Source organism: Rhodococcus coprophilus NBRC 100603 (assembly GCF_001895045.1).
GTDB lineage: Bacteria > Actinomycetota > Actinomycetes > Mycobacteriales > Mycobacteriaceae > Rhodococcus > Rhodococcus coprophilus.
Window position 1 is genome coordinate 222,784 of the sequence record NZ_BDAM01000011.1, and the last position, 18,911, is coordinate 241,694.

An 18,911-nucleotide genomic window follows, 5' to 3' on the forward strand; every position below is an offset into this window, starting at 1 on the left:
CGTACCGCATCGGGCCCCGGCAGCGATAGCGACAACTAGCAGCAACAAAGCCCGCACAGGGGAAAGGAAGTTACGTGCTCGACGTCAACTTCTTCGATGAACTCCGGATCGGCCTGGCCACCGCCGAGGACATCCGTAACTGGTCGTACGGCGAGGTCAAGAAGCCTGAGACCATCAACTACCGCACGCTCAAGCCCGAGAAGGACGGCCTCTTCTGCGAGAAGATCTTCGGCCCCACCCGGGACTGGGAGTGCTACTGCGGTAAGTACAAGCGCGTCCGCTTCAAGGGCATCATCTGCGAGCGCTGCGGCGTCGAGGTGACTCGCGCCAAGGTGCGGCGTGAGCGGATGGGCCACATCGAACTGGCCGCGCCCGTCACCCACATCTGGTACTTCAAGGGTGTGCCGAGCCGTCTCGGCTACTTGCTCGACCTCGCTCCGAAGGATCTCGAAAAGATCATCTACTTCGCTGCGTACGTCATCACCGCAGTCGACGACGACCTGCGTCACAACGAACTCTCGACCCTCGAGGCCGAGATGGAGGTCGAGAAGAAGGCTGTCGCAGATCAGCGCGACGCCGACCTCGAGGCCCGTGCGCAGAAGCTCGAAGCAGACCTGGCCGAGCTCGAGGCCGAGGGTGCCAAGTCCGACGTCCGCCGCAAGGTCAAGGACGGCGGCGAGCGCGAGATGCGTCAGCTGCGCGACCGCTCGCAGCGCGAACTCGATCGCCTGGACGAGATCTGGAGCACCTTCACGAAGCTGAAGCCGAAGGATCTCATCGTCGACGAGATGCTCTACCGCGAGCTGCAGGACCGCTACGGGGAGTACTTCACCGGTGCCATGGGCGCCGAGGCGATCCAGAAGCTCATCGAGAACTTCGACATCGATGCCGAGGCCGAGTCGCTGCGCGAGACCATCCGCAGCGGCAAGGGCCAGAAGAAGCTGCGCGCGCTCAAGCGACTCAAGGTCGTCGCGGCGTTCCAGCAGTCCGGCAACTCGCCCATGGGCATGGTGCTCGACGCCGTTCCGGTGATCCCGCCGGAGCTTCGCCCGATGGTTCAGCTCGACGGCGGCCGTTTCGCGACGTCCGACCTCAACGATCTGTACCGCCGCGTGATCAACCGCAACAACCGCCTCAAGCGACTGATCGATCTCGGTGCTCCCGAGATCATCGTCAACAACGAGAAGCGGATGCTGCAGGAGTCCGTCGACGCGTTGTTCGACAACGGTCGTCGTGGCCGGCCCGTCACGGGTCCGGGCAACCGCCCGCTCAAGTCGCTGTCCGATCTGCTCAAGGGCAAGCAGGGCCGCTTCCGTCAGAACCTGCTCGGTAAGCGCGTCGACTACTCGGGCCGTTCGGTCATCGTCGTCGGTCCTCAGCTCAAGCTGCACCAGTGCGGCCTGCCCAAGCTGATGGCGCTCGAGCTGTTCAAGCCGTTCGTCATGAAGCGTCTGGTGGATCTCAACCACGCGCAGAACATCAAGTCCGCCAAGCGGATGGTCGAGCGTCAGCGCGCTCAGGTGTGGGATGTCCTCGAAGAGGTCATCAGCGAGCATCCGGTTCTGCTGAACCGTGCTCCCACGCTGCACCGTCTGGGCATCCAGGCGTTCGAGCCGCAGCTCGTCGAGGGCAAGGCCATTCAGCTCCACCCGCTGGTGTGTGAGGCCTTCAACGCCGACTTCGACGGTGACCAGATGGCCGTGCACCTTCCGCTGTCCGCGGAGGCGCAGGCCGAGGCCCGCATCCTGATGCTGTCCTCGAACAACATCCTGTCGCCGGCTTCGGGTCGTCCGCTCGCCATGCCTCGTCTGGACATGGTGACCGGTCTGTACCACCTGACCCGTCTGCGTGAAGACGCTCCGGGTGCCTACCAGCCGGCCACCGGCGATCAGGCCGAGCAGGGCGTGTACTCGTCCCCGGCCGAAGCGCAGATGGCTGTCGACCGCGGCGTGCTCTCGGTTCAGGCTCCGATCAAGGTGCGGCTCACGCACCAGCGTCCGTCGCGTGAACTCGAGAACGAGCTGTTCCCCGAGGGCTGGAAGTACGGCCAGGCGTGGACGGCGGAGACGACCCTCGGTCGTGTCCTGTTCAACGAGCTCCTGCCGGTCAACTACGGCTTCGTCAACGACATCATGCCGAAGAAGCGTCAGGCCGCGATCATCAACGATCTCGCCGAGCGCTACCCGATGATCGTCGTCGCGCAGACCGTCGACAAGCTCAAGGACGCCGGCTTCTACTGGGCCACTCGTTCGGGCGTGACCATCTCGATGGCGGACGTGCTCGTTCCGCCGGAGAAGAAGGACATCCTCGAGCGTTACGAGGGCCAGGCCGACGCGATCCAGCGGCAGTACGACCGAGGAAAGCTCTCCGAGGACGAGCGTCGCGATTCGCTCGTCAAGCTGTGGCAGGAAGCGACCGAAGAGGTCGGTCAGGCCATGGAGGCGCACTACCCGGACGACAACCCGATCCCCACGATCGTCAAGTCGGGTGCTGCGGGCAACATGACCCAGATCCGCTCGCTGGCGGGTATGAAGGGCCTGGTGACAAACCCGAAGGGCGAGTTCATTCCTCGTCCGATCAAGTCCTCGTTCCGTGAGGGCCTGACCGTCGCCGAGTACTTCATCAACACGCACGGCGCTCGTAAGGGTCTGGCCGATACCGCTCTGCGTACCGCCGACTCGGGTTACCTGACCCGTCGTCTGGTGGACGTGTCGCAGGACGTCATCGTGCGTGAGGTCGACTGCGGTACGCCGCGTGGCATCGAGATGATCATCGCCGAGCCCGAGCGTGACGCCGACGGCAACGAGACCGGCAAGCTGGTCCGCGACGCCCATATCGAGACGAGCACGTACGCCCGTACGCTCGCCACCGATGCGGTCGACAAGGACGGCAACGTCGTCGTCGAGCGTGGTTCCGATCTCGGTGACCCCGCGATCGAGGCACTGCTCGAGGCCGGTATCCGCAAGGTGAAGGTCCGTTCGGTCCTGACCTGCGACACCGGAACCGGTGTGTGTGCCACCTGCTACGGCCGCTCGATGGCGACCGGCAAGCTCGTCGACATCGGCGAAGCCGTCGGTATCGTCGCAGCACAGTCGATCGGTGAGCCCGGTACGCAGCTGACCATGCGTACCTTCCACCAGGGTGGTGTCGGTGAGGACATCACCGGCGGTCTGCCGCGTGTCCAGGAGCTGTTCGAGGCACGTGTGCCGAAGGGCAAGGCTCCGATCGCCGACGTGTCCGGCCGTATCCGCCTCGAGGACGACGATCGTTTCTACAAGATCACGATCATCCCCGACGACGGTGGCGAGGAGGTCGTGTACGACAAGCTGTCCAAGCGTCAGCGTCTGCACGTCATCCGCAAGGCCAACGGCACCGAAGGTGTCCTCGCCGACGGTGACCACGTGGAAGTCGGTCAGCAGCTTCTCGAAGGTGCTGCCGATCCGCACGAGGTGCTGCGCGTGATGGGTCCCCGTCAGGTCCAGGTCCACCTGGTCCACGAGGTCCAGGAGGTGTACCGGAGCCAGGGTGTGTCGATCCACGACAAGCACATCGAGGTCATCGTGCGCCAGATGCTGCGTCGCGTGACGATCATCGACTCGGGTGCGACGGAGTTCCTGCCCGGTTCGCTCGTCGAGCGGAGCGAGTTCGAGGCTGCCAACCGTCGTGTGGTCCAGGAAGGCGGCGAGCCGGCTGCCGGACGTCCGGTCCTCATGGGCATCACGAAGGCCTCGCTTGCGACCGATTCGTGGTTGTCGGCAGCGTCGTTCCAGGAGACCACTCGTGTGCTCACCGACGCGGCCATCAACTGCCGCTCGGACAAGCTGATCGGTCTCAAGGAGAACGTGATCATCGGCAAGCTGATCCCTGCCGGTACCGGCATCAACAAGTACCGGAACATCCAGGTTCAGCCCACCGAGGAAGCACGTGCTGCCGCCTACGCGATCCCGGCGTACGACGACCAGTACTACTCTCCGGACGGCTTCGGCCAGAACACCGGTGCCGCGGTTCCGCTGGACGACTACGGTTACTCCAACGATTACCGGTAGTCCGGTGTCCTAGGACAGCACGACAGAGGTCCCGCCCCTATCTCTTCGGGGCGGGACCTCTTCGTCGTCCAGGGCTTCGTCGTCCAAGGCTTTGTGTCGGGGCCTTGCGTCGTCCGGAGCGTCAGGTCGTCCGGGGCGTTATCGGGGGATGTGGAAGTCGACGAGTTCGGCCCGGCCCGCTTCGAGTTCGTCCCAGCGTCCCCGGACTGTGAGGACGGCGATCGAGGAGGTCGGGAACTTCTCTGCGACCTGCTGCGCCGCGTCCGTGCCGTGGTCGCTGATCAGATCCAGCACTGTCGCGGACAGTGTCGGTTCGTGCCCCACGACGAGCAACGTTCGGACGTCTTTCGGAACCGACCGGATCTCCTCGACGAGCGCAGCAGGGCCGGTGAGGTACAGGCTGTCCCGGTAGTCGACCGGCGCGTCGATACCGGCTTCGGCCAGCGTTCTGCGGGTGCGGGTCGCCGACGAGCACAGCACCGCATCGATCGGGGGCGCGGAGGCTCTGATCCACCGCCCTGCGAGCCCCGCCTCTCGGCGTCCGCGCGGTGAAAGGGGGCGGTCGTGATCGTCCACGTCGTCCGGGTACGCGGACTTGCCGTGGCGCAGCAAGATCAGAGTGCGGGTCATGGGCTCCACCGTAGGGCGTCAGAGGTGTACGACCCGGGCGACCGCGCGGGCGCGTTCGTTCACCGTGAACCACAGGGTCACGCCGTCCGGGTCGTCGAGGGCACGCAGGACGAGGGTCTCCCCGGTCGCGATGGGCCGCAAGTGCTCGATGATCGCCCGGTAGGGCGACTTCTGCAGGTCGGGACGCGACGCCAGCAATTCTTCGACCCCGTGCCAGTAGACGGCGTTGTTCACATGCCCGAACGGGTCGAAATCTGTTACGCGTAACGGGAATTCGCGAGTTTTGGTGGGCTCTCCGGTCGGTGTGGGCGGAAGCCACGCGCGCCATTTGAGCCGGGTGTCGGTCGCGTACCGGGACATGTGGTCGAACAGGGCGTCGCTGATGCGGGTGGGGGCGCCGGTCGTGGGGCCGATGTCGATCCAGAAGGCCGCAGTCTCGATGAACGGCCCGGTTTCGTCGAGATCCGGGTCCTCCAGTCGTACTCGCACATTCGCCCACCGCGTGGAAAGCGCATCGCACCACCGGCTCAGGCGGAGATGCTGGGCCAACCGTGCGGGGCGATGCACATCGATCACTGTGCGCCGGACGATCCACATGGGATCGGTGTGTACGGCGTCGACCGCCTCGAGATTGTCGGTGCCGATGTCCTGCAGGTATCGCGCGACACCGTCGAGCCGCAGGCGCTGCGCGGTGTCCACGTCGCCGGTGCGCACGGTGCGTTCGGTGTGAAAGGGGGCTGCCCCGTCGGGGAGCGCCGCGAGCGGCCGGGCCCAGAATGTGTCGTCCGTGGATGTCGCTGTTGCCACTCGTCGTCCCCCTGTGTCGGATATCCGATCGTGCGATTCTCGCAGCCGCCCGGGGTGCTCGCAGGGCGTCTTGCGAACCCGGTGTGGCGCCGACTACAGTTATTAGTGTTACGGTCTGTTACATGAACTTGGCGGTCGTGCCGCCTCCGCCCTTTCCCGAGGACATCGTCATGGCCTACGTGATCACCCAGACGTGCTGCAACGACGCGAGTTGTGTCGCGGTATGCCCGGTGAACTGCATCCATCCCTCGCCGGACGAACCCGGGTTCGCGACTGCCGAGATGCTCCACATCGATCCCGTGGTCTGCATCGACTGCGGGGCATGCGCCGACGCCTGCCCCGTCGAGGCGATCCTCCCCAGCGACAAACTCGAACCGTCGCAGGCACGCTTCGCCGAGATCAACGCCGATTACTACCGGGACAACCCGTCGCCCGAGGGCTGGCTTCCGCTTGCTCCCTCCCAGGCTCCGCCTCGCGGGCAGGGCACGCTCCGTGTGGCCGTCGTCGGCGCGGGCCCCGCCGCTTGTTACGCCACGCAGTCGCTGCTCGAGCGTTCCGACGTCGAGGTCGAGATGTTCGACCGCTTGCCCACTCCCTTCGGACTGGTGCGCGCCGGTGTCGCACCCGATCATCCCGGCACCAAGAGCGTCACCGACTCCTTCGAATGGTCCTTCCGGCGTGACGCGTTCGCGCTCCACCTCGATACGGAGATCGGTCGAGATCTGACGCACGACGAACTCCTCGAGCACCACCACGCCGTCGTCTACGCGGTGGGGGCGTCGGCGGACCGCCGACTCGGAATCGCCGGTGAAGACCTCCCCGGAAGTCATGCGGCCACCGAGTTCGTGGCCTGGTACAACGGGCATCCCGATTACGCCGACCGCACCTTCGACCTCTCCGGTGAGCGCGCCGTGATCGTGGGGAACGGTAACGTCGCACTCGACGTCGCCCGCATCCTCACCATGGACGTGGGCGAACTCGCTCGCACGGACATCGCCGACCACGCATTGAAGGCATTGCGCAACAGCAACATCCGCGAAGTCGTGCTGCTCGGGCGCCGCGGTCCCGCGCAGGCTGCGTACAGCAACCCGGAGTTCGTCGCACTCGCCGATCTCCACGGAGTCGACGTCGTCATCGACGCCGCGGACCTCGACCTCGATCCGGTCAGCGCCCGCGCCGCCGACGAAGATCCCGTCGTGGCGTCGAAGGTGCGCCTTGCCCGCGAGTACGCGCAACGGCCACTCCGGCCCGGCAACCGGCGCATCGTGTTCCGCTTCTTCGCCGCGCCACACGAACTGCTCGGCGACGACCACGTGACGGGGGTGCGGGTCGCGCGCACCGCATTCGCCGATACCGGTGACGCGGCGGTGGTCCGTCCGACCGGTGACTTCGACGACCTCCCGGCGACGCTCGTGCTCCGGTCGATCGGATACCGGGGTGTGCCGATACCCGGGGTCCCGTTCGACGAGGCACGCGGAGTCGTCCCCAACTCGGAGGGGCGCGTCGGGCCCGGCGTGTACGTCGCCGGGTGGATCAAGCGGGGGCCGAGCGGGGTCATCGGCACCAACAAGTCGTGTGCACGCGAGACGGTGACTTCACTGCTGGCGGATTTCGACTCCGGCGCATTGCGCGAACCACGTGGTGACCGCAGGGCGCTGCACAAGCTGCTCGGCCGGCGGCGACCCGAACGGGTCGACCTCGACGGTTGGCGGGCGATCGACGCCGCCGAACGAAAGGCGGGCGTCGCTCAGGGGCGACCGCGAGTGAAGATCACCGACCGCGAGGTGCTCGTCGAACTCGGACGCCGTCGCCGTCGACTGCCGTTGATCGGAGCGGTCCGCCGGTAAACCGGTTGGGGCACGGCGACGGCGGTCGTTAAGATCATTCGGCGTTTCGCAGCCGCCATCGAGGTCGACGACGACCCCACGGGCCGGCTCCTTGCGTGACGCTTCTTTCTCTTGCGCGGGTGCTCACCTGCGCCGACCCTGGAGTGATCCCATGACAGCGCCGCCCGCCAAATCCCCGGATCAGCCGAGCGACAAGCTCGACGCCGCCGTACTGAAGATCGCGTCGGTCGTCGTGCTCGGTGCCATCATGTCGATTCTCGACGTCACCGTGGTGTCGGTGGCACTGCCGACGTTCATGTCGGAGTTCGAGGCCACCTACGCGACTGTCGCGTGGACCATGACGGCCTACACCCTCGCGCTCGCGAGCGTGATCCCGCTCACGGGCTGGGCCGCGGATCGCTTCGGAACCAAGCGGCTCTACCTGACGGCTCTCGTGCTCTTCGTCGCCGGTTCCGTGCTGTGCAGCGTCGCGTGGGATGTGACCTCACTGATCGCTTTCCGCGTCGTCCAGGGCTTCGGCGGCGGCATGCTCATGCCGCTCGGCATGACGATCATGACGCGTGCTGCCGGGCCGCACCGCGTGGGCCGGGTCATGGCGGTCCTCGGAATCCCCATGCTGCTCGGACCCATCGGCGGCCCGATTCTCGGCGGCTGGCTCATCGATGTCGCGACGTGGCACTGGATCTTCCTCATCAACCTGCCGATCGGGCTGATCGCACTGATCGTCGCCGTGGTCGTGTTGCCGAAGGATGCGCCGAAGGCGTCGGAGTCGTTCGATTTCCGAGGCATGCTGCTGCTCTCGCCGGGACTCGCGCTCTTCCTCTTCGGCGTCTCATCCATCCCGGAAACCGGGACCGTCTTCTCCGCACGGGTGCTGGTCAGCGGACTCGCGGGTCTCGCACTCATCGCGGCGTTCGTCGTCCACGCCCTTCGCACCGACCACCCGCTCATCGATCTGAGGCTGTTCGGCAATCGTCAACTGACGTTCGCCGTCCTGACGATGTCGGTGTTCGCCATCGGCTTCTTCGGTGCCGGGCTGCTGTTCCCGAGCTATTTCCTCCAGGTGCGGGGCGAGACCACCCTCGCAGCCGGGCTCCTGCTCGCACCGCAGGGTATCGGCGCGATGCTCACGATGCCCATCGCGGGACAGCTGGTCGACCGCATCGGGCCGGGGAAGATCGTGCTGACCGGTCTCGCACTGGTGGCCCTGGGCATGAGCGTGTTCACCCAGGTCGGTGTCGACACCGGTTACCCGCTGCTTCTGGGAGCACTGTTTGTGATGGGCATGGGTATGGGCTGCACGATGATGCCCACCATGACCGCCGCGCTGCAGACCCTCACCGACAGCAGCATCGCGCGCGGTTCGACGTTGATGAACATCGTCCAGCAGGCTGCCGGCTCCATCGGCACGGCGATGATGTCGGTGATCCTCACCAGCCGGATCATCGCGCCGCAGGGTGCGCCCGAGGGGTCGTCCGGCCAGCCCGACGCCGAGATGCTCGCGCAGCTTCCTCCCGAGATGCAGCAGTCGGTGCTGAGCTCACTCGCCGAGGCGTTCGGGTTCACCTTCCTCGTCGCGACCATCGTGATGGTGTTCGCGCTGATTCCGGCGGCGTTCCTTCCCCGGAAACGTGCCGAGAAGCCCGAGGGCACAGGCGCCCCCGTCGTGATGCACTGACCTCGCGGGCCGGTGCGGTGGCGCATCGAACATCTGCGTGGTGCGGGGGCCGTGACGTAGGTCGCGGCCCCCGTTCGCGTTCCCCGATAGGCTCGGCCGGAGCAGAGCCCGCGAACGAAACGGACAGGTGCATGAGCCTCGATTCTCCCGACCGGACCTCCCTGCCCCGACGCACACTGCTCGGTGGGGCCGGAGCGGCAGCGGCCGTCGCTGCCCTCACGGCGTGTGGTGCGTCCTCCGACGCGGCAGGCGATGCACCGCAGGCACAAACCCCGACGACGACGGCACGCCCCGGTCCCGACGCGGAAGTGGTCGCGGCCGTCGCCGATGTCCCCGTCGGAGGCGGGGTGCTCATCGAGGGCAGACGACTGGTACTCACACAGCCCACAGAGGGCGACTTCTGTGCGTTTCTCGCGTTGTGCACGCACCAGGGCTGCAACATCACCTCTGTCGAGGGCGACACGATCGTGTGCGCGTGCCACGGCAGCAAGTTCGCTCTCGACGGGACCGTGATGCAGGGTCCTGCCAAGCGTCCGCTGAAGGCGCAGCCCGTCGAAGCCCGGGGTACCGACCTCGTCGTCGGCTGACTCCCCTCGGGCGGACCGCCCGCACGCTAGGGTCGGACCTGTGGATTCGAGCCCGGGCAGGTGGCGTCCGAAGGCACTGCGGGACGGCGAGGACCCCGACCCGCGATTCACTCTCGCCAACGAGCGCACCTTTCTCGCGTGGATCCGGACGGCGCTCGGTCTGATCGCCGCCGCTGTGGGGCTCGAGGCCTTTGCCGGCGATGTCATCACCTCGAGCATCCGCACTGCGTTCGCGTGTGCGCTGCTCATCTGCGCCGCAATCCTCGTGGTTGTGGCGGTGGCACGCTGGCTGAGCGTCGAACGAGCGATGCGCACGCAACGCCCGCTCCCGCTGCCGTGGGCGTCGTTCCTGCTCGCCGGACTGCTCGCGACAGCAGGCATCGGGCTCGCCGTCGCGATAGCGGTGTGACCTCCCCATGAGGCACGACGACCCCGGACTTCAGCCCGAACGCACGAGCCTCGCCTGGATGCGCACCGGAGCCGCCCTCGGGGCCGTGGTGCTGGCGTTCATGCGGTTCACTCCGGGACCGGGTCCGGTGGTCGCGGCCGTGGGTCTGGTGTGCCTCACACCCGCGGTGATCGTGCTGCTCTCCGCCAGGTTCCGTCACCGTGCCCGCGTGCGAGATTTCGTCGCCGGGGAGGTGGACTATCTCTGGTGGCGCAACATCCTGGTCGCGGCAAGCGTCGTGGTGCTCGCGATCACGGCAGCAGTACTCATCGCGGTGTCGGGAGCCGCGTGAGTGCTCAGCCTCGACCCGGCCGTCGTCACATCTTCAGACCGCCTGTCTACCAGGTACGGACACCCGTCTCGTCGTGGAGTATCCCCGTGGGTCCGTCGGCGCCGACGCGGGTAATGCCCGTTCACGCGAATACGACGACGCCGGTCAACGCGATCGCCGCGACCCACACCGTCGTCACGGCGGCCAAGACCAGCGGACGCCATCCCAGGCCGCGAATCATGTCGCGGTGCACGCCTGTTCCCAGCGCGAACATCGCGACGGTGAGCAGCGCGACCTGAGCGCTGTGCGCGACCTCCAGTGCCTGCGGCGGGACCATGCCGGTCGCGCGGACGGCGACGAGGACCAGGAAGCCCACGAGGAACGCGGGTACGAGCGGAGGGTTGTGCCCGTCGCCCCGCGCGTTGCCGCTGCCCCGCGCGTTGCCGCTGCCCCGCGCGTTGCCGCTGCCCCGCGCGTTGCCGCTGCCCCGCGCGTTGCCGCTGCGCCGCGCCACGGCGCCTACGACGGCGACCACCGGGGCCAGCAGCGCGACTCGCGCGAGTTTGACGGTGACCGCGACGGCGAGCGCACCGCCGGCGGCTGCCGTCGTGGCGTCGAGGGCGGTTCCCGCCGCCACGACCTGGGCAACCTCGTGGATCGCTGCTCCCGCCCACATGCCCGCTTCGGTCGAGTCGAGTCCCAAGACGCCGGCGAGGGCGGGAAGGAGCGGGATCATTGCGGTGCCGAAGACGACGACGAGGGCGATCGTCGTGACGAGTTCTCGTTTGCGCGCATCGATCACGCCGTCGACCGCGGCGGCAGCGGCGGCGCCGCAGATCGAGAAGCCGCACGCGATGAGCACTCGTTCGGACCAGCCGACGCCGAGCCACCTTCCGAACAGCAGAGCGCCGCCGATGCCTGCGGTGACCACCGCGGCCGCGACGCCCATCGCACCCCAGCCGAGCCCGACGACATCGGATATGGCGAGCTGCAACCCCAGCAGTGCGACACCGATCCGGAGGAGGCGCTTGGATGCCAGCGCCAGACCGGGTTCGAGCACGGCAAGGCGCGGCCCCACGTTGGCCACGGCGACTCCGAGCACGATCGCGATCAGCAGGGGACTCGTGCCGGAGAACAGGCGAGCGGAAGCGAGCGCGAGCGCGGCACCTGTTGCTGCGACGGCCAGGCCGGGAAGGACAGGGCGTATGCGTCGACGCAGGGGCTCGGTAGGAAGCGGAGCGATGACGGCGACCATGCTTCGAGCTTGTCGTGGATGCCGCTCCGCGACTAGCCGTCGATTCGGCATGAGGTCATATCTGATCGATATGAAGAAGCTGAGCGGCATATCGTATCGGTATGACTGACCGGCCGGATCTGGCTGCACTCGACCTGCTCGTCGGTATCGACGACCACGGTGGTCTGGGCGCAGCCGCGCGAAGCGCCGGGATCGCTCAACCCAACGCGACGCGCATGCTGCGACGGCTCGAGAAACAACTCGGGGCGGTGCTGGTCCGCCGTGGGCGCACGGGATCGGTGCTCACCCCGGAGGGCACCGTCGTCGCACACTGGGCGCGAGAGGCCCTCGCCGACATCGACCGCATGCTCGACGCCGCGGCCGCGCTTCGCGTCGACCATCATCCCGAACTCGTTGTCGCGGCATCGATGACGGTCGCCGAACATCTCATCCCGCGGTGGCTCGGGGAGTTCCGGGCGGTCCACAGCGACGTGCAGATCCAGTTGCAGGTACACAATTCGGTGCAGGTGTGCGACGCCGTCGCCGCGGATGAGTGCGACGTGGGGTTCGTCGAGGGCCCGTCGGTGCCGGAAGGGCTCTACAGCGTGCCGGTCGCGCGGGATCGGCTCGTCGTGGTGGTACCGCCGGACCACCCGTGGGCACGTAAGCGGCGACCGCTGACCGTTCCCGAGTTGGCTGCCACGCCGCTGGTTGTGCGGGAGGTGGGGTCGGGCACTCGCCGCACACTGGACCTCGCGCTCCAGGAGTACGAACGCCCGGCGCCTCTGCTCGAACTCGGCAGCAGCGCGGCGGTACGAACGAGCGTGCTCGGTGGCGTCGGTCCCGCGGTTCTCAGCACGCTGGCGGTGGCCGACGACCTGGAATCCGGCCGGTTGCGTGCGGTGGAGGTCGACGGCCTCGATCTTCCCCGGGTGTTGCGCGCCGTGTGGCGGCCGCCGCGTGCCCTCGCGGGGTCCGCCGGTGAACTCGTCCGGTCGATCACTCGCGGCCGCTGACCTCCGGGACCGGAGCCACGGCCGTCTGGGGCCGCGAGTTGCGCAACGCCCCGATCCCGGCGGCGACGACGAGCGCGATGCCGGTGGCGGAGAGTGGGTCGAGGAACTGGCCGAGCACGACGACGCCGGCGAGGGCGGCGGCTGCGGGTTCGAGCGCGATCAGGATCGCGAAGACGTTCTTGGACAGGTCGCGTAGTGCGCGGATCTCGAGGCTGTAGGGGATCACCGACGACAGCAGTGCCACGGCGAAACCGGCAGCGAGAAACGTCGGGGAGAGCATCTGGGTTCCGGCGGAGAAGATACCGAGCGGCAACACCGCCGCTGCTGCGATCGCGGTCGCGCCCGCGAGACCCGCGGTGCCGGAGAGTGCAGAGCCGGGAAGTGACGTCGCGACGTACGATCCGGCGACGATGTACCCCGCCCACGCGGCGGCCGCGACGAGCGCCAGCGCGACGCCCACCGGATCGAGGCCGGCCGCGAGTCCGTCGCCGTGCCCCGCACCGAGGCACAGGATGCCGGCGAGTGCGAGCAGAACCCACACTCCGTCTCGGATCCGCCGCGACAGCACGGCCGCGACGGTGAGCGGCCCGAGGAATTCGATCGTGACCGTGGTGGCGAGGGGAAGTCGCGTGAGGGCCGCGTAGAAGAACGTGTTCATCACCGCGAGGCTCGCTCCGAGCGCGAGGACTCCCTGCCACTCGATGCGGGTCCACCGGTGGACCGGGGGGCGCGCGATCGCACACAACACCAGTGCGGCGAAGAGCAATCGCACGGTGACCGTGCCCGCCGCGCCCGCCTGATCGAACAGGGTTGTCGCAAAAGCGGCCCCGAACTGCATCGACAGCACGGCCCCCAGCACCGCCACGACGGGCACAGCGGTGCCCCCGTGATCTTTGTCGGCCATCCGTCCTCCGCAGTTGTCGTCGTCGATGCGCCCAGTCTCGCCGAACGTACTGCGGGCCGCGCGACATAAAACAATCACGCCTGCTTGATTCTTGCGCTCGCACGTGTGACCCTTGTCGCATGGTGGAGTTGCACAATCGCGCTGCGGACCTGCATGCCCTGCTCGACGACCTCCGGGCCGAAGGGGAGGCGCTCGACGACCTCGTCGCGGACCTGCCCGCAGAGCAATGGGCTCGCGCCACGCCCGCAGAAGGCTGGACGATCGCGCATCAGATCGGTCACCTGTTGTGGACGGATCGCGCCGCGCTCACCGCCATTCGTGATCCCGAAGCGTTCCGTGCTGCAGTCGTCGAAGCGTTCGCTGACCCTCTCGGGTTCGTCGACTCCGGGGCTGCGGAACTGGCGCAACTCCCCGCAACCGATCTCCTCGGCGACTGGCGCGAAACACGGAACGAACTCGCACTCGCCCTCGCCGACGTCCCGCAGGGCACCAAGATCATCTGGTACGGGCCGCCGATGTCGGCTGCATCGATGGCTACGGCGCGACTGATGGAGACCTGGGCGCACGGCGGCGATGTCGCCGACGCCCTCGGAGTCGCGCGGACCCCCACCGCCCGGTTGCGGCACATCGCTCACCTCGGTGTCCGCACCCGCGACTTCGCGTACATCATCCGTGACGCCACACCGCCCGCCGAGCCGTTCCGTGTCGCCCTGACCGCACCCGACGGCAGCGAATGGACCTGGGGACCCGACGACGCGCGGCAAACCGTCACCGGACCGGCCCTCGACTTCTGCATGCTCGTCACCCAGCGAGTGCACCGCGCCGACACTGCGCTCGTCGCCACCGGCGCCGACGCCGACGCCTGGCTCGACTTCGCGCAGGCGTTCGCCGGACCACCCGGAGCGGGTCGCGCGCCCGGCGAGGCGGTGTCGTGACCTCCGTGCCGGCGGTGCCGCCGCGTGACGGCCGCCGTGCCGTGCGCATCGGCAATTGCTCCGGGTTCTACGGGGACAGGCTGTCGGCGATGCGTGAAATGCTCGAGGGCGGCGAACTCGATTACCTCACAGGCGATTACCTCGCCGAACTCACCATGCTCATCCTCGGCCGTGACCGGATGAAGAACCCGGACCTCGGGTACGCGAAGACCTTCCTGCGACAACTCGAGGAATGCATGGGTCTCGCGCTCGACAAGGGCGTGCGGATCGTGACGAACGCCGGGGGCCTCAACCCCGCCGGACTGGCGGTCGCGGTGCGCGAACTTGCCGCCCGGCTCGGGCTCGACGTCGCGGTCGCGCACGTCGAAGGCGACGACCTGCTCGGGCGCATCGACGAACTCGGGCTCGCGGGAGACCTCAGGCCGATGACGGCCAACGCCTATCTCGGTGCGTGGGGCATCGTCGACTGCCTTCGCTCGGGTGCAGACATCGTCGTGACCGGACGCGTCACCGACGCTTCCCTCACCGTCGGGCCGGCCGCAGCTCACTTCGGATGGGGCACAGACGAGTTCGAGGCGCTCGCGGGCGCGGTCGTCGCCGGGCACGTCATCGAATGCGGCGCGCAGGCCACCGGAGGCAATTACGCATTCTTCACCGAACTCGGCGACCTCGACCGTCCCGGTTTCCCGATCGCCGAGATCGAAGCCGACGGTTCCTCGACCGTCACGAAGCATCCCGGCACCGGCGGGGCCGTCACGGTGGGTACGGTCACCGCGCAACTGCTCTACGAGATCGGCGGTGCTCGATACCTCGGCCCCGATGTCACCGCCCGCCTCGACACCGCGATCCTCGAGGACGCCGGGACCGACCGGGTCCGAATCTCCGGCGTACGGGGTGAGGCACCGCCGCAGACGCTCAAGGTATGTCTGAACGCGCTCGCGGGTTTCCGCAACACCGCGGAGTTCGTGCTCACCGGGCTCGACATCGATGCGAAGGCCGCTCTCGTGCGACGGCAGATCGAAGCGAACCTCCCGGTGCGGCCCGCCGAACTCGAATGGACGCTCGCGCGCACCGACCATTCCGACGCCGACACGGAAGAGGCTGCGAGTGCACTGCTCCGGTGCGTCGTGCGCGATCCGGATCCGGCCGTGGCCGGACGCGGATTCACCTCGACAGCAGTAGAATTCGGTCTCTCCGGTTATCCGGGTTTCCACCTCACCTCGCCGCCGGCACAGGCCGGCGCGTACGGCGTCTACACCGCGGGGTTCGTCGGTGCCGAACTTGTGCCCCACATCGCGGTACTGCCGGACGGCACCCGCATCGACGCGTCCCGGGCCACCTCGGACCGGGCGCCCGGCACAGAGTCTTCACACGAGCTGTCCTTACCGGAACAGGCGCTCCCCGAGCCACTTCCACCCGGGCCGACGCGACGCGCCCCTCTCGGCACCGTCGCAGGTGCCCGCAGCGGAGACAAGGGCGGCGACGCCAACATCGGTGTCTGGGCACGTGACGACGATGGGTTCCGCTGGCTCGTCCACGCTCTCACCGTCGACACCCTGAAGAACCTCCTTCCCGAGACAGCGCCGCTTGCCGTCACCCGCCACGTGCTGCCGAATCTGCGCGCGGTCAACTTCGTCGTGACCGGCATCCTCGGACGTGGTGTCGCCTCCCAGGCGCGATTCGACCCCCAGGCGAAAGGACTCGGCGAATGGCTGCGTTCCCGCTACCTGGACATCCCACTCTCTCTTCTGGAGGACGCAGCGTGAACATGTGGACAACCGACGAGCGCACGTCGCTGCGCGACATGGTGACCGCGTTCGTGCAGCGGGAGATCCTGCCGGACCTCGACGAGTGGGAACGCGACGGTGAACTTCCTCGCGACCTCCACAAGAAGGCGGCCGAGGTCGGACTGCTCGGCAGCGGCTTCCCGGAAGCTGTCGGAGGGTCCGGGGGCGACGGCGCGGACGTCGTGACCGTGTGCGAGGCGTTCCACGAGGCCGGGGGGTCCGGCGGAGCATTCTCTTCCCTGTTCACGTGCGGAATTGCGTTGCCGCACTTGATCGCCGCCGGGGATCCCGCGCAGATCGACCGCTGGGTGCGCCCCACCCTCGCGGGCGACCTGATCGGTTCGCTCGCCATCACCGAACCGGGAGGCGGATCGGACGTCGGCCACCTGACCACGAGCGCGGTGCGTGACGGTGACCATTTCGTGGTCAACGGTGCGAAGACCTACATCACCTCCGGATGCCGCGCCGATTTCGTCGTCACCGCCGTCCGGACCGGCGGTCCGGGCGCCGGGGGCGTGTCCCTGCTGGTGATCGAGAAGGACACCCCGGGATTCACCGTCTCCCGGAAACTCGACAAGATGGGCTGGCGCGCATCCGACACCGCCGAGTTGTCCTTCGTCGACGTCCGGGTTCCGGTGACCAACCTCGTGGGCGCCGAGAACTCCGGATTCATGCAGATCGCGCAGGCATTCGTCTCCGAACGCGTCGGTCTTGCGGTGCAGGCATATGCGAGCGCGCAGCGCTGCCTCGACCTGACGGTCGCGTGGTGCCGCGACCGTGAGACCTTCGGCCGGCCGCTCGTCACCCGCCAAGCTGTGCAGCGCACTCTTGCCGACATGGCCCGCCGGATCGACGTCGCGCGGGTCTACGCACGCCACGTCGTCGAGCGATCGGTGGACGGAGACGCCGATCTCATCGCCGAAGTGTGTTTTGCGAAGAACACCGCCGTCGAGGCGGGGGAGTGGGTCGCACACCAGGCTGTGCAGCTGTTCGGCGGACTCGGATACATGGCCGAATCGGAAGTCGAACGCCAGTATCGCGACATGCGCATCCTCGGAATCGGGGGCGGCACCACCGAGATCCTCACCGAACTCGCCGCGAAGCGCCTGGGGTACGGCGCGTGAGCATCCTGAAATCGACTCTCGACGTGGCGTCGTCGCAGTACGGCGCAGCGGCCGAGGCGATGCGCAACAAGCTCGCCGAACTCGATGCCGAGCACACCAAGGCGCTCGGCGGGGGCGGGGAGAAGTACGTCCGGCGCCACCACGAGCGCGGCAAACTGTTGCCGCGTGAGCGCATCGAACTGCTGATCGACCCCGACTCGCCCTTCCTCGAGCTCTCGCCGCTCGCTGCCTGGGGCACCGAGTTCCCCGTCGGCGGCAGTACGGTGACCGGCATCGGTGTCGTCCACGGTGTGCAGTGCGTGATCGTGGCGAACGACCCCACCGTCCGCGGCGGTACGAGCAATCCCTGGACGCTGCGGAAAACGCTGCGCGCCAACGATATCGCGCTTCAGAATCGGCTTCCCATGATCAACCTCGTCGAGTCGGGGGGTGCGGACCTGCCGACGCAGAAGGAGGTCTTCATCCCCGGCGGGCGATTGTTTCGCGACCTCACACGCCTGTCCGCGGCCGGAATCCCCACGATCGCGCTGGTCTTCGGCAACTCCACCGCCGGGGGTGCCTATGTGCCGGGAATGTCCGACCACGTTGTCATGATCAAGGAACGATCCAAGGTCTTCCTCGCCGGACCCCCACTGGTGAAGATGGCGACGGGCGAGGAATCCGACGACGAGACACTCGGTGGCGCCGACATGCATGCTCGCGTCAGCGGGCTGGCCGACCACCTGGCGGTCGACGAGGAGGACGCCATCAGGCTGGGCCGGGACATCGTCCGGCGGCTCGAGTGGGCGCGACTCGGGCCGGACCCGAAACCTGATGTGAGAGAGCCTCGCTACGCGCCGGAGGACCTGATCGGCATCGTGCCCGACGATCTCCGGATACCGTTCGACCCCCGTGAGGTGATCGCCCGCGTCGTCGATGACTCCGACTTCGACGAGTTCAAGCCGCTCTACGGGTCGTCACTGGTCACCGGCTGGGCGCAGATCCACGGGTATCCCGTGGGAATACTCGCCAACGCCCGGGGCGTGCTGTTCGGTGAGGAGTCTCAGAAGGCAGCCCAGTTCATCCAGCTCGCGAATCAAGTCGACACACCGTTGCTGTTCCTGCACAACACAACCGGCTACATGGTCGGACGTGAGTACGAGGAGAGCGGCATGATCAAGCACGGGTCGATGATGATCAACGCCGTATCGAATTCCCGCGTGCCGCACATTTCTGTTCTCCTCGGTGCGTCCTACGGAGCCGGCCACTACGGGATGTGCGGCCGCGCATTCGATCCGCGTTTCCTGTTCGCCTGGCCCAGTGCCAAATCTGCGGTGATGGGCGGTGCTCAGCTCGCAGGAGTCATCTCGATCGTCGGCCGCGCCGCGGCGCAGGCGCGCGGTCAGGCGATCGACGAAGCGGCGGACGAAGCGATGCGTGCCGCCGTAGAAAACCAGATCGAAGCGGAGTCGATGCCGATGTTCCTCTCCGGCAGGCTTTACGACGACGGAGTGATCGACCCGCGCGACACGCGGGACGTGGTCGGATTCTGCCTGTCCGCAGCCGCATCGGGACCGATCGAGGGCGCCGGTAACTTCGGCGTCTTCCGGATGTGAGG

At 67.6% G+C, this 18,911-nt stretch carries 15 protein-coding genes; 11 read left to right on the forward strand and 4 right to left on the reverse strand.

What is annotated here, in order from left to right:
• Positions 1 to 74 precede the first annotated feature (74 nt).
• A complete protein-coding gene (locus tag RDCOP1_RS19660) occupies positions 75 to 4,046 on the forward strand; it encodes a DNA-directed RNA polymerase subunit beta' (RefSeq protein WP_072704465.1) in 3,972 nt (1,323 codons plus the stop codon).
• A gap of 138 nt (positions 4,047 to 4,184) precedes the next feature.
• Here the strand turns inward: RDCOP1_RS19660 and RDCOP1_RS19665 are convergent, their stop codons facing one another.
• Entirely contained in the window at positions 4,185 to 4,676 is a 492-nt protein-coding gene (locus RDCOP1_RS19665) for a SixA phosphatase family protein (protein WP_072704468.1), read from the reverse strand.
• Positions 4,677 to 4,694: 18 nt separating this feature from the next.
• Entirely contained in the window at positions 4,695 to 5,483 is a 789-nt protein-coding gene (locus RDCOP1_RS19670) for an acyl-[acyl-carrier-protein] thioesterase (protein WP_072704471.1), read from the reverse strand.
• A gap of 170 nt (positions 5,484 to 5,653) precedes the next feature.
• Here RDCOP1_RS19670 and RDCOP1_RS19675 point away from each other — a divergent pair, with 170 nt between their 5' ends.
• From RDCOP1_RS19675 to RDCOP1_RS19695, 5 genes are all read left to right on the forward strand, one after another.
• Entirely contained in the window at positions 5,654 to 7,330 is a 1,677-nt protein-coding gene (locus RDCOP1_RS19675; protein WP_072704714.1) for an FAD-dependent oxidoreductase, read from the forward strand.
• Between the two features lie 151 nt (positions 7,331 to 7,481).
• Positions 7,482 to 9,008 (forward strand): DHA2 family efflux MFS transporter permease subunit, encoded by a 1,527-nt coding sequence (locus RDCOP1_RS19680; RefSeq protein WP_072704474.1) that lies wholly within the window; start codon positions 7,482 to 7,484, stop codon positions 9,006 to 9,008.
• 131 nt (positions 9,009 to 9,139) lie between these two features.
• Entirely contained in the window at positions 9,140 to 9,595 is a 456-nt protein-coding gene (locus RDCOP1_RS19685) for a Rieske (2Fe-2S) protein (RefSeq protein ID WP_072704477.1), read from the forward strand.
• A 40-nt stretch (positions 9,596 to 9,635) separates the two neighbouring features.
• Positions 9,636 to 10,004, forward strand: a complete 369-nt coding sequence (locus tag RDCOP1_RS19690; RefSeq protein ID WP_072704480.1) for a YidH family protein — start codon at positions 9,636 to 9,638, stop codon at positions 10,002 to 10,004.
• Positions 10,005 to 10,011: 7 nt separating this feature from the next.
• The gene (locus RDCOP1_RS19695; RefSeq protein ID WP_072704483.1) at positions 10,012 to 10,335 is read left to right on the forward strand and encodes a DUF202 domain-containing protein; all 324 of its coding nucleotides are present in this window, start codon (positions 10,012 to 10,014) and stop codon (positions 10,333 to 10,335) included.
• A 121-nt stretch (positions 10,336 to 10,456) separates the two neighbouring features.
• Here the strand turns inward: RDCOP1_RS19695 and RDCOP1_RS19700 are convergent, their stop codons facing one another.
• The gene (locus RDCOP1_RS19700) at positions 10,457 to 11,569 is read right to left on the reverse strand and encodes a YeiH family protein (RefSeq protein ID WP_072704486.1); all 1,113 of its coding nucleotides are present in this window, start codon (positions 11,567 to 11,569) and stop codon (positions 10,457 to 10,459) included.
• 101 nt (positions 11,570 to 11,670) lie between these two features.
• Between RDCOP1_RS19700 and RDCOP1_RS19705 the strand changes: the two genes are divergently transcribed.
• Positions 11,671 to 12,564 carry a LysR family transcriptional regulator gene (locus RDCOP1_RS19705; protein ID WP_072704489.1) on the forward strand — a complete coding sequence of 298 codons (894 nt, stop codon included), beginning with the start codon at positions 11,671 to 11,673 and terminating at the stop codon, positions 12,562 to 12,564.
• Here RDCOP1_RS19705 and RDCOP1_RS19710 read toward each other — a convergent pair.
• Positions 12,548 to 13,468: an EamA family transporter gene (locus tag RDCOP1_RS19710; RefSeq protein ID WP_072704492.1), complete on the reverse strand. Its 921-nt coding sequence runs from the start codon at positions 13,466 to 13,468 to the stop codon at positions 12,548 to 12,550. The two genes, RDCOP1_RS19705 and RDCOP1_RS19710, sit on opposite strands and share 17 nt — an antisense overlap.
• A gap of 119 nt (positions 13,469 to 13,587) precedes the next feature.
• Here RDCOP1_RS19710 and RDCOP1_RS19715 point away from each other — a divergent pair, with 119 nt between their 5' ends.
• The 4 genes from RDCOP1_RS19715 (at position 13,588) to RDCOP1_RS19730 (ending at position 18,909) form a co-directional block, all read left to right on the forward strand.
• Positions 13,588 to 14,403: a TIGR03084 family metal-binding protein gene (locus tag RDCOP1_RS19715; RefSeq protein ID WP_072704495.1), complete on the forward strand. Its 816-nt coding sequence runs from the start codon at positions 13,588 to 13,590 to the stop codon at positions 14,401 to 14,403.
• A gap of 89 nt (positions 14,404 to 14,492) precedes the next feature.
• Positions 14,493 to 16,169, forward strand: a complete 1,677-nt coding sequence (locus RDCOP1_RS19720) for an acyclic terpene utilization AtuA family protein (protein ID WP_231923087.1) — start codon at positions 14,493 to 14,495, stop codon at positions 16,167 to 16,169.
• Complete coding sequence (locus RDCOP1_RS19725; protein WP_072704499.1) at positions 16,166 to 17,314, forward strand: acyl-CoA dehydrogenase family protein; 1,149 nt, start codon at positions 16,166 to 16,168, stop codon at positions 17,312 to 17,314. The genes RDCOP1_RS19720 and RDCOP1_RS19725 overlap by 4 nt, the downstream gene beginning before the upstream one ends.
• On the forward strand, positions 17,311 to 18,909 hold the full coding sequence (locus RDCOP1_RS19730) for an acyl-CoA carboxylase subunit beta (RefSeq protein WP_072704502.1): 1,599 nt from the start codon (positions 17,311 to 17,313) through the stop codon (positions 18,907 to 18,909). Before RDCOP1_RS19725 ends, RDCOP1_RS19730 begins: the two co-directional genes overlap by 4 nt.
• Positions 18,910 to 18,911 lie beyond the last annotated feature (2 nt).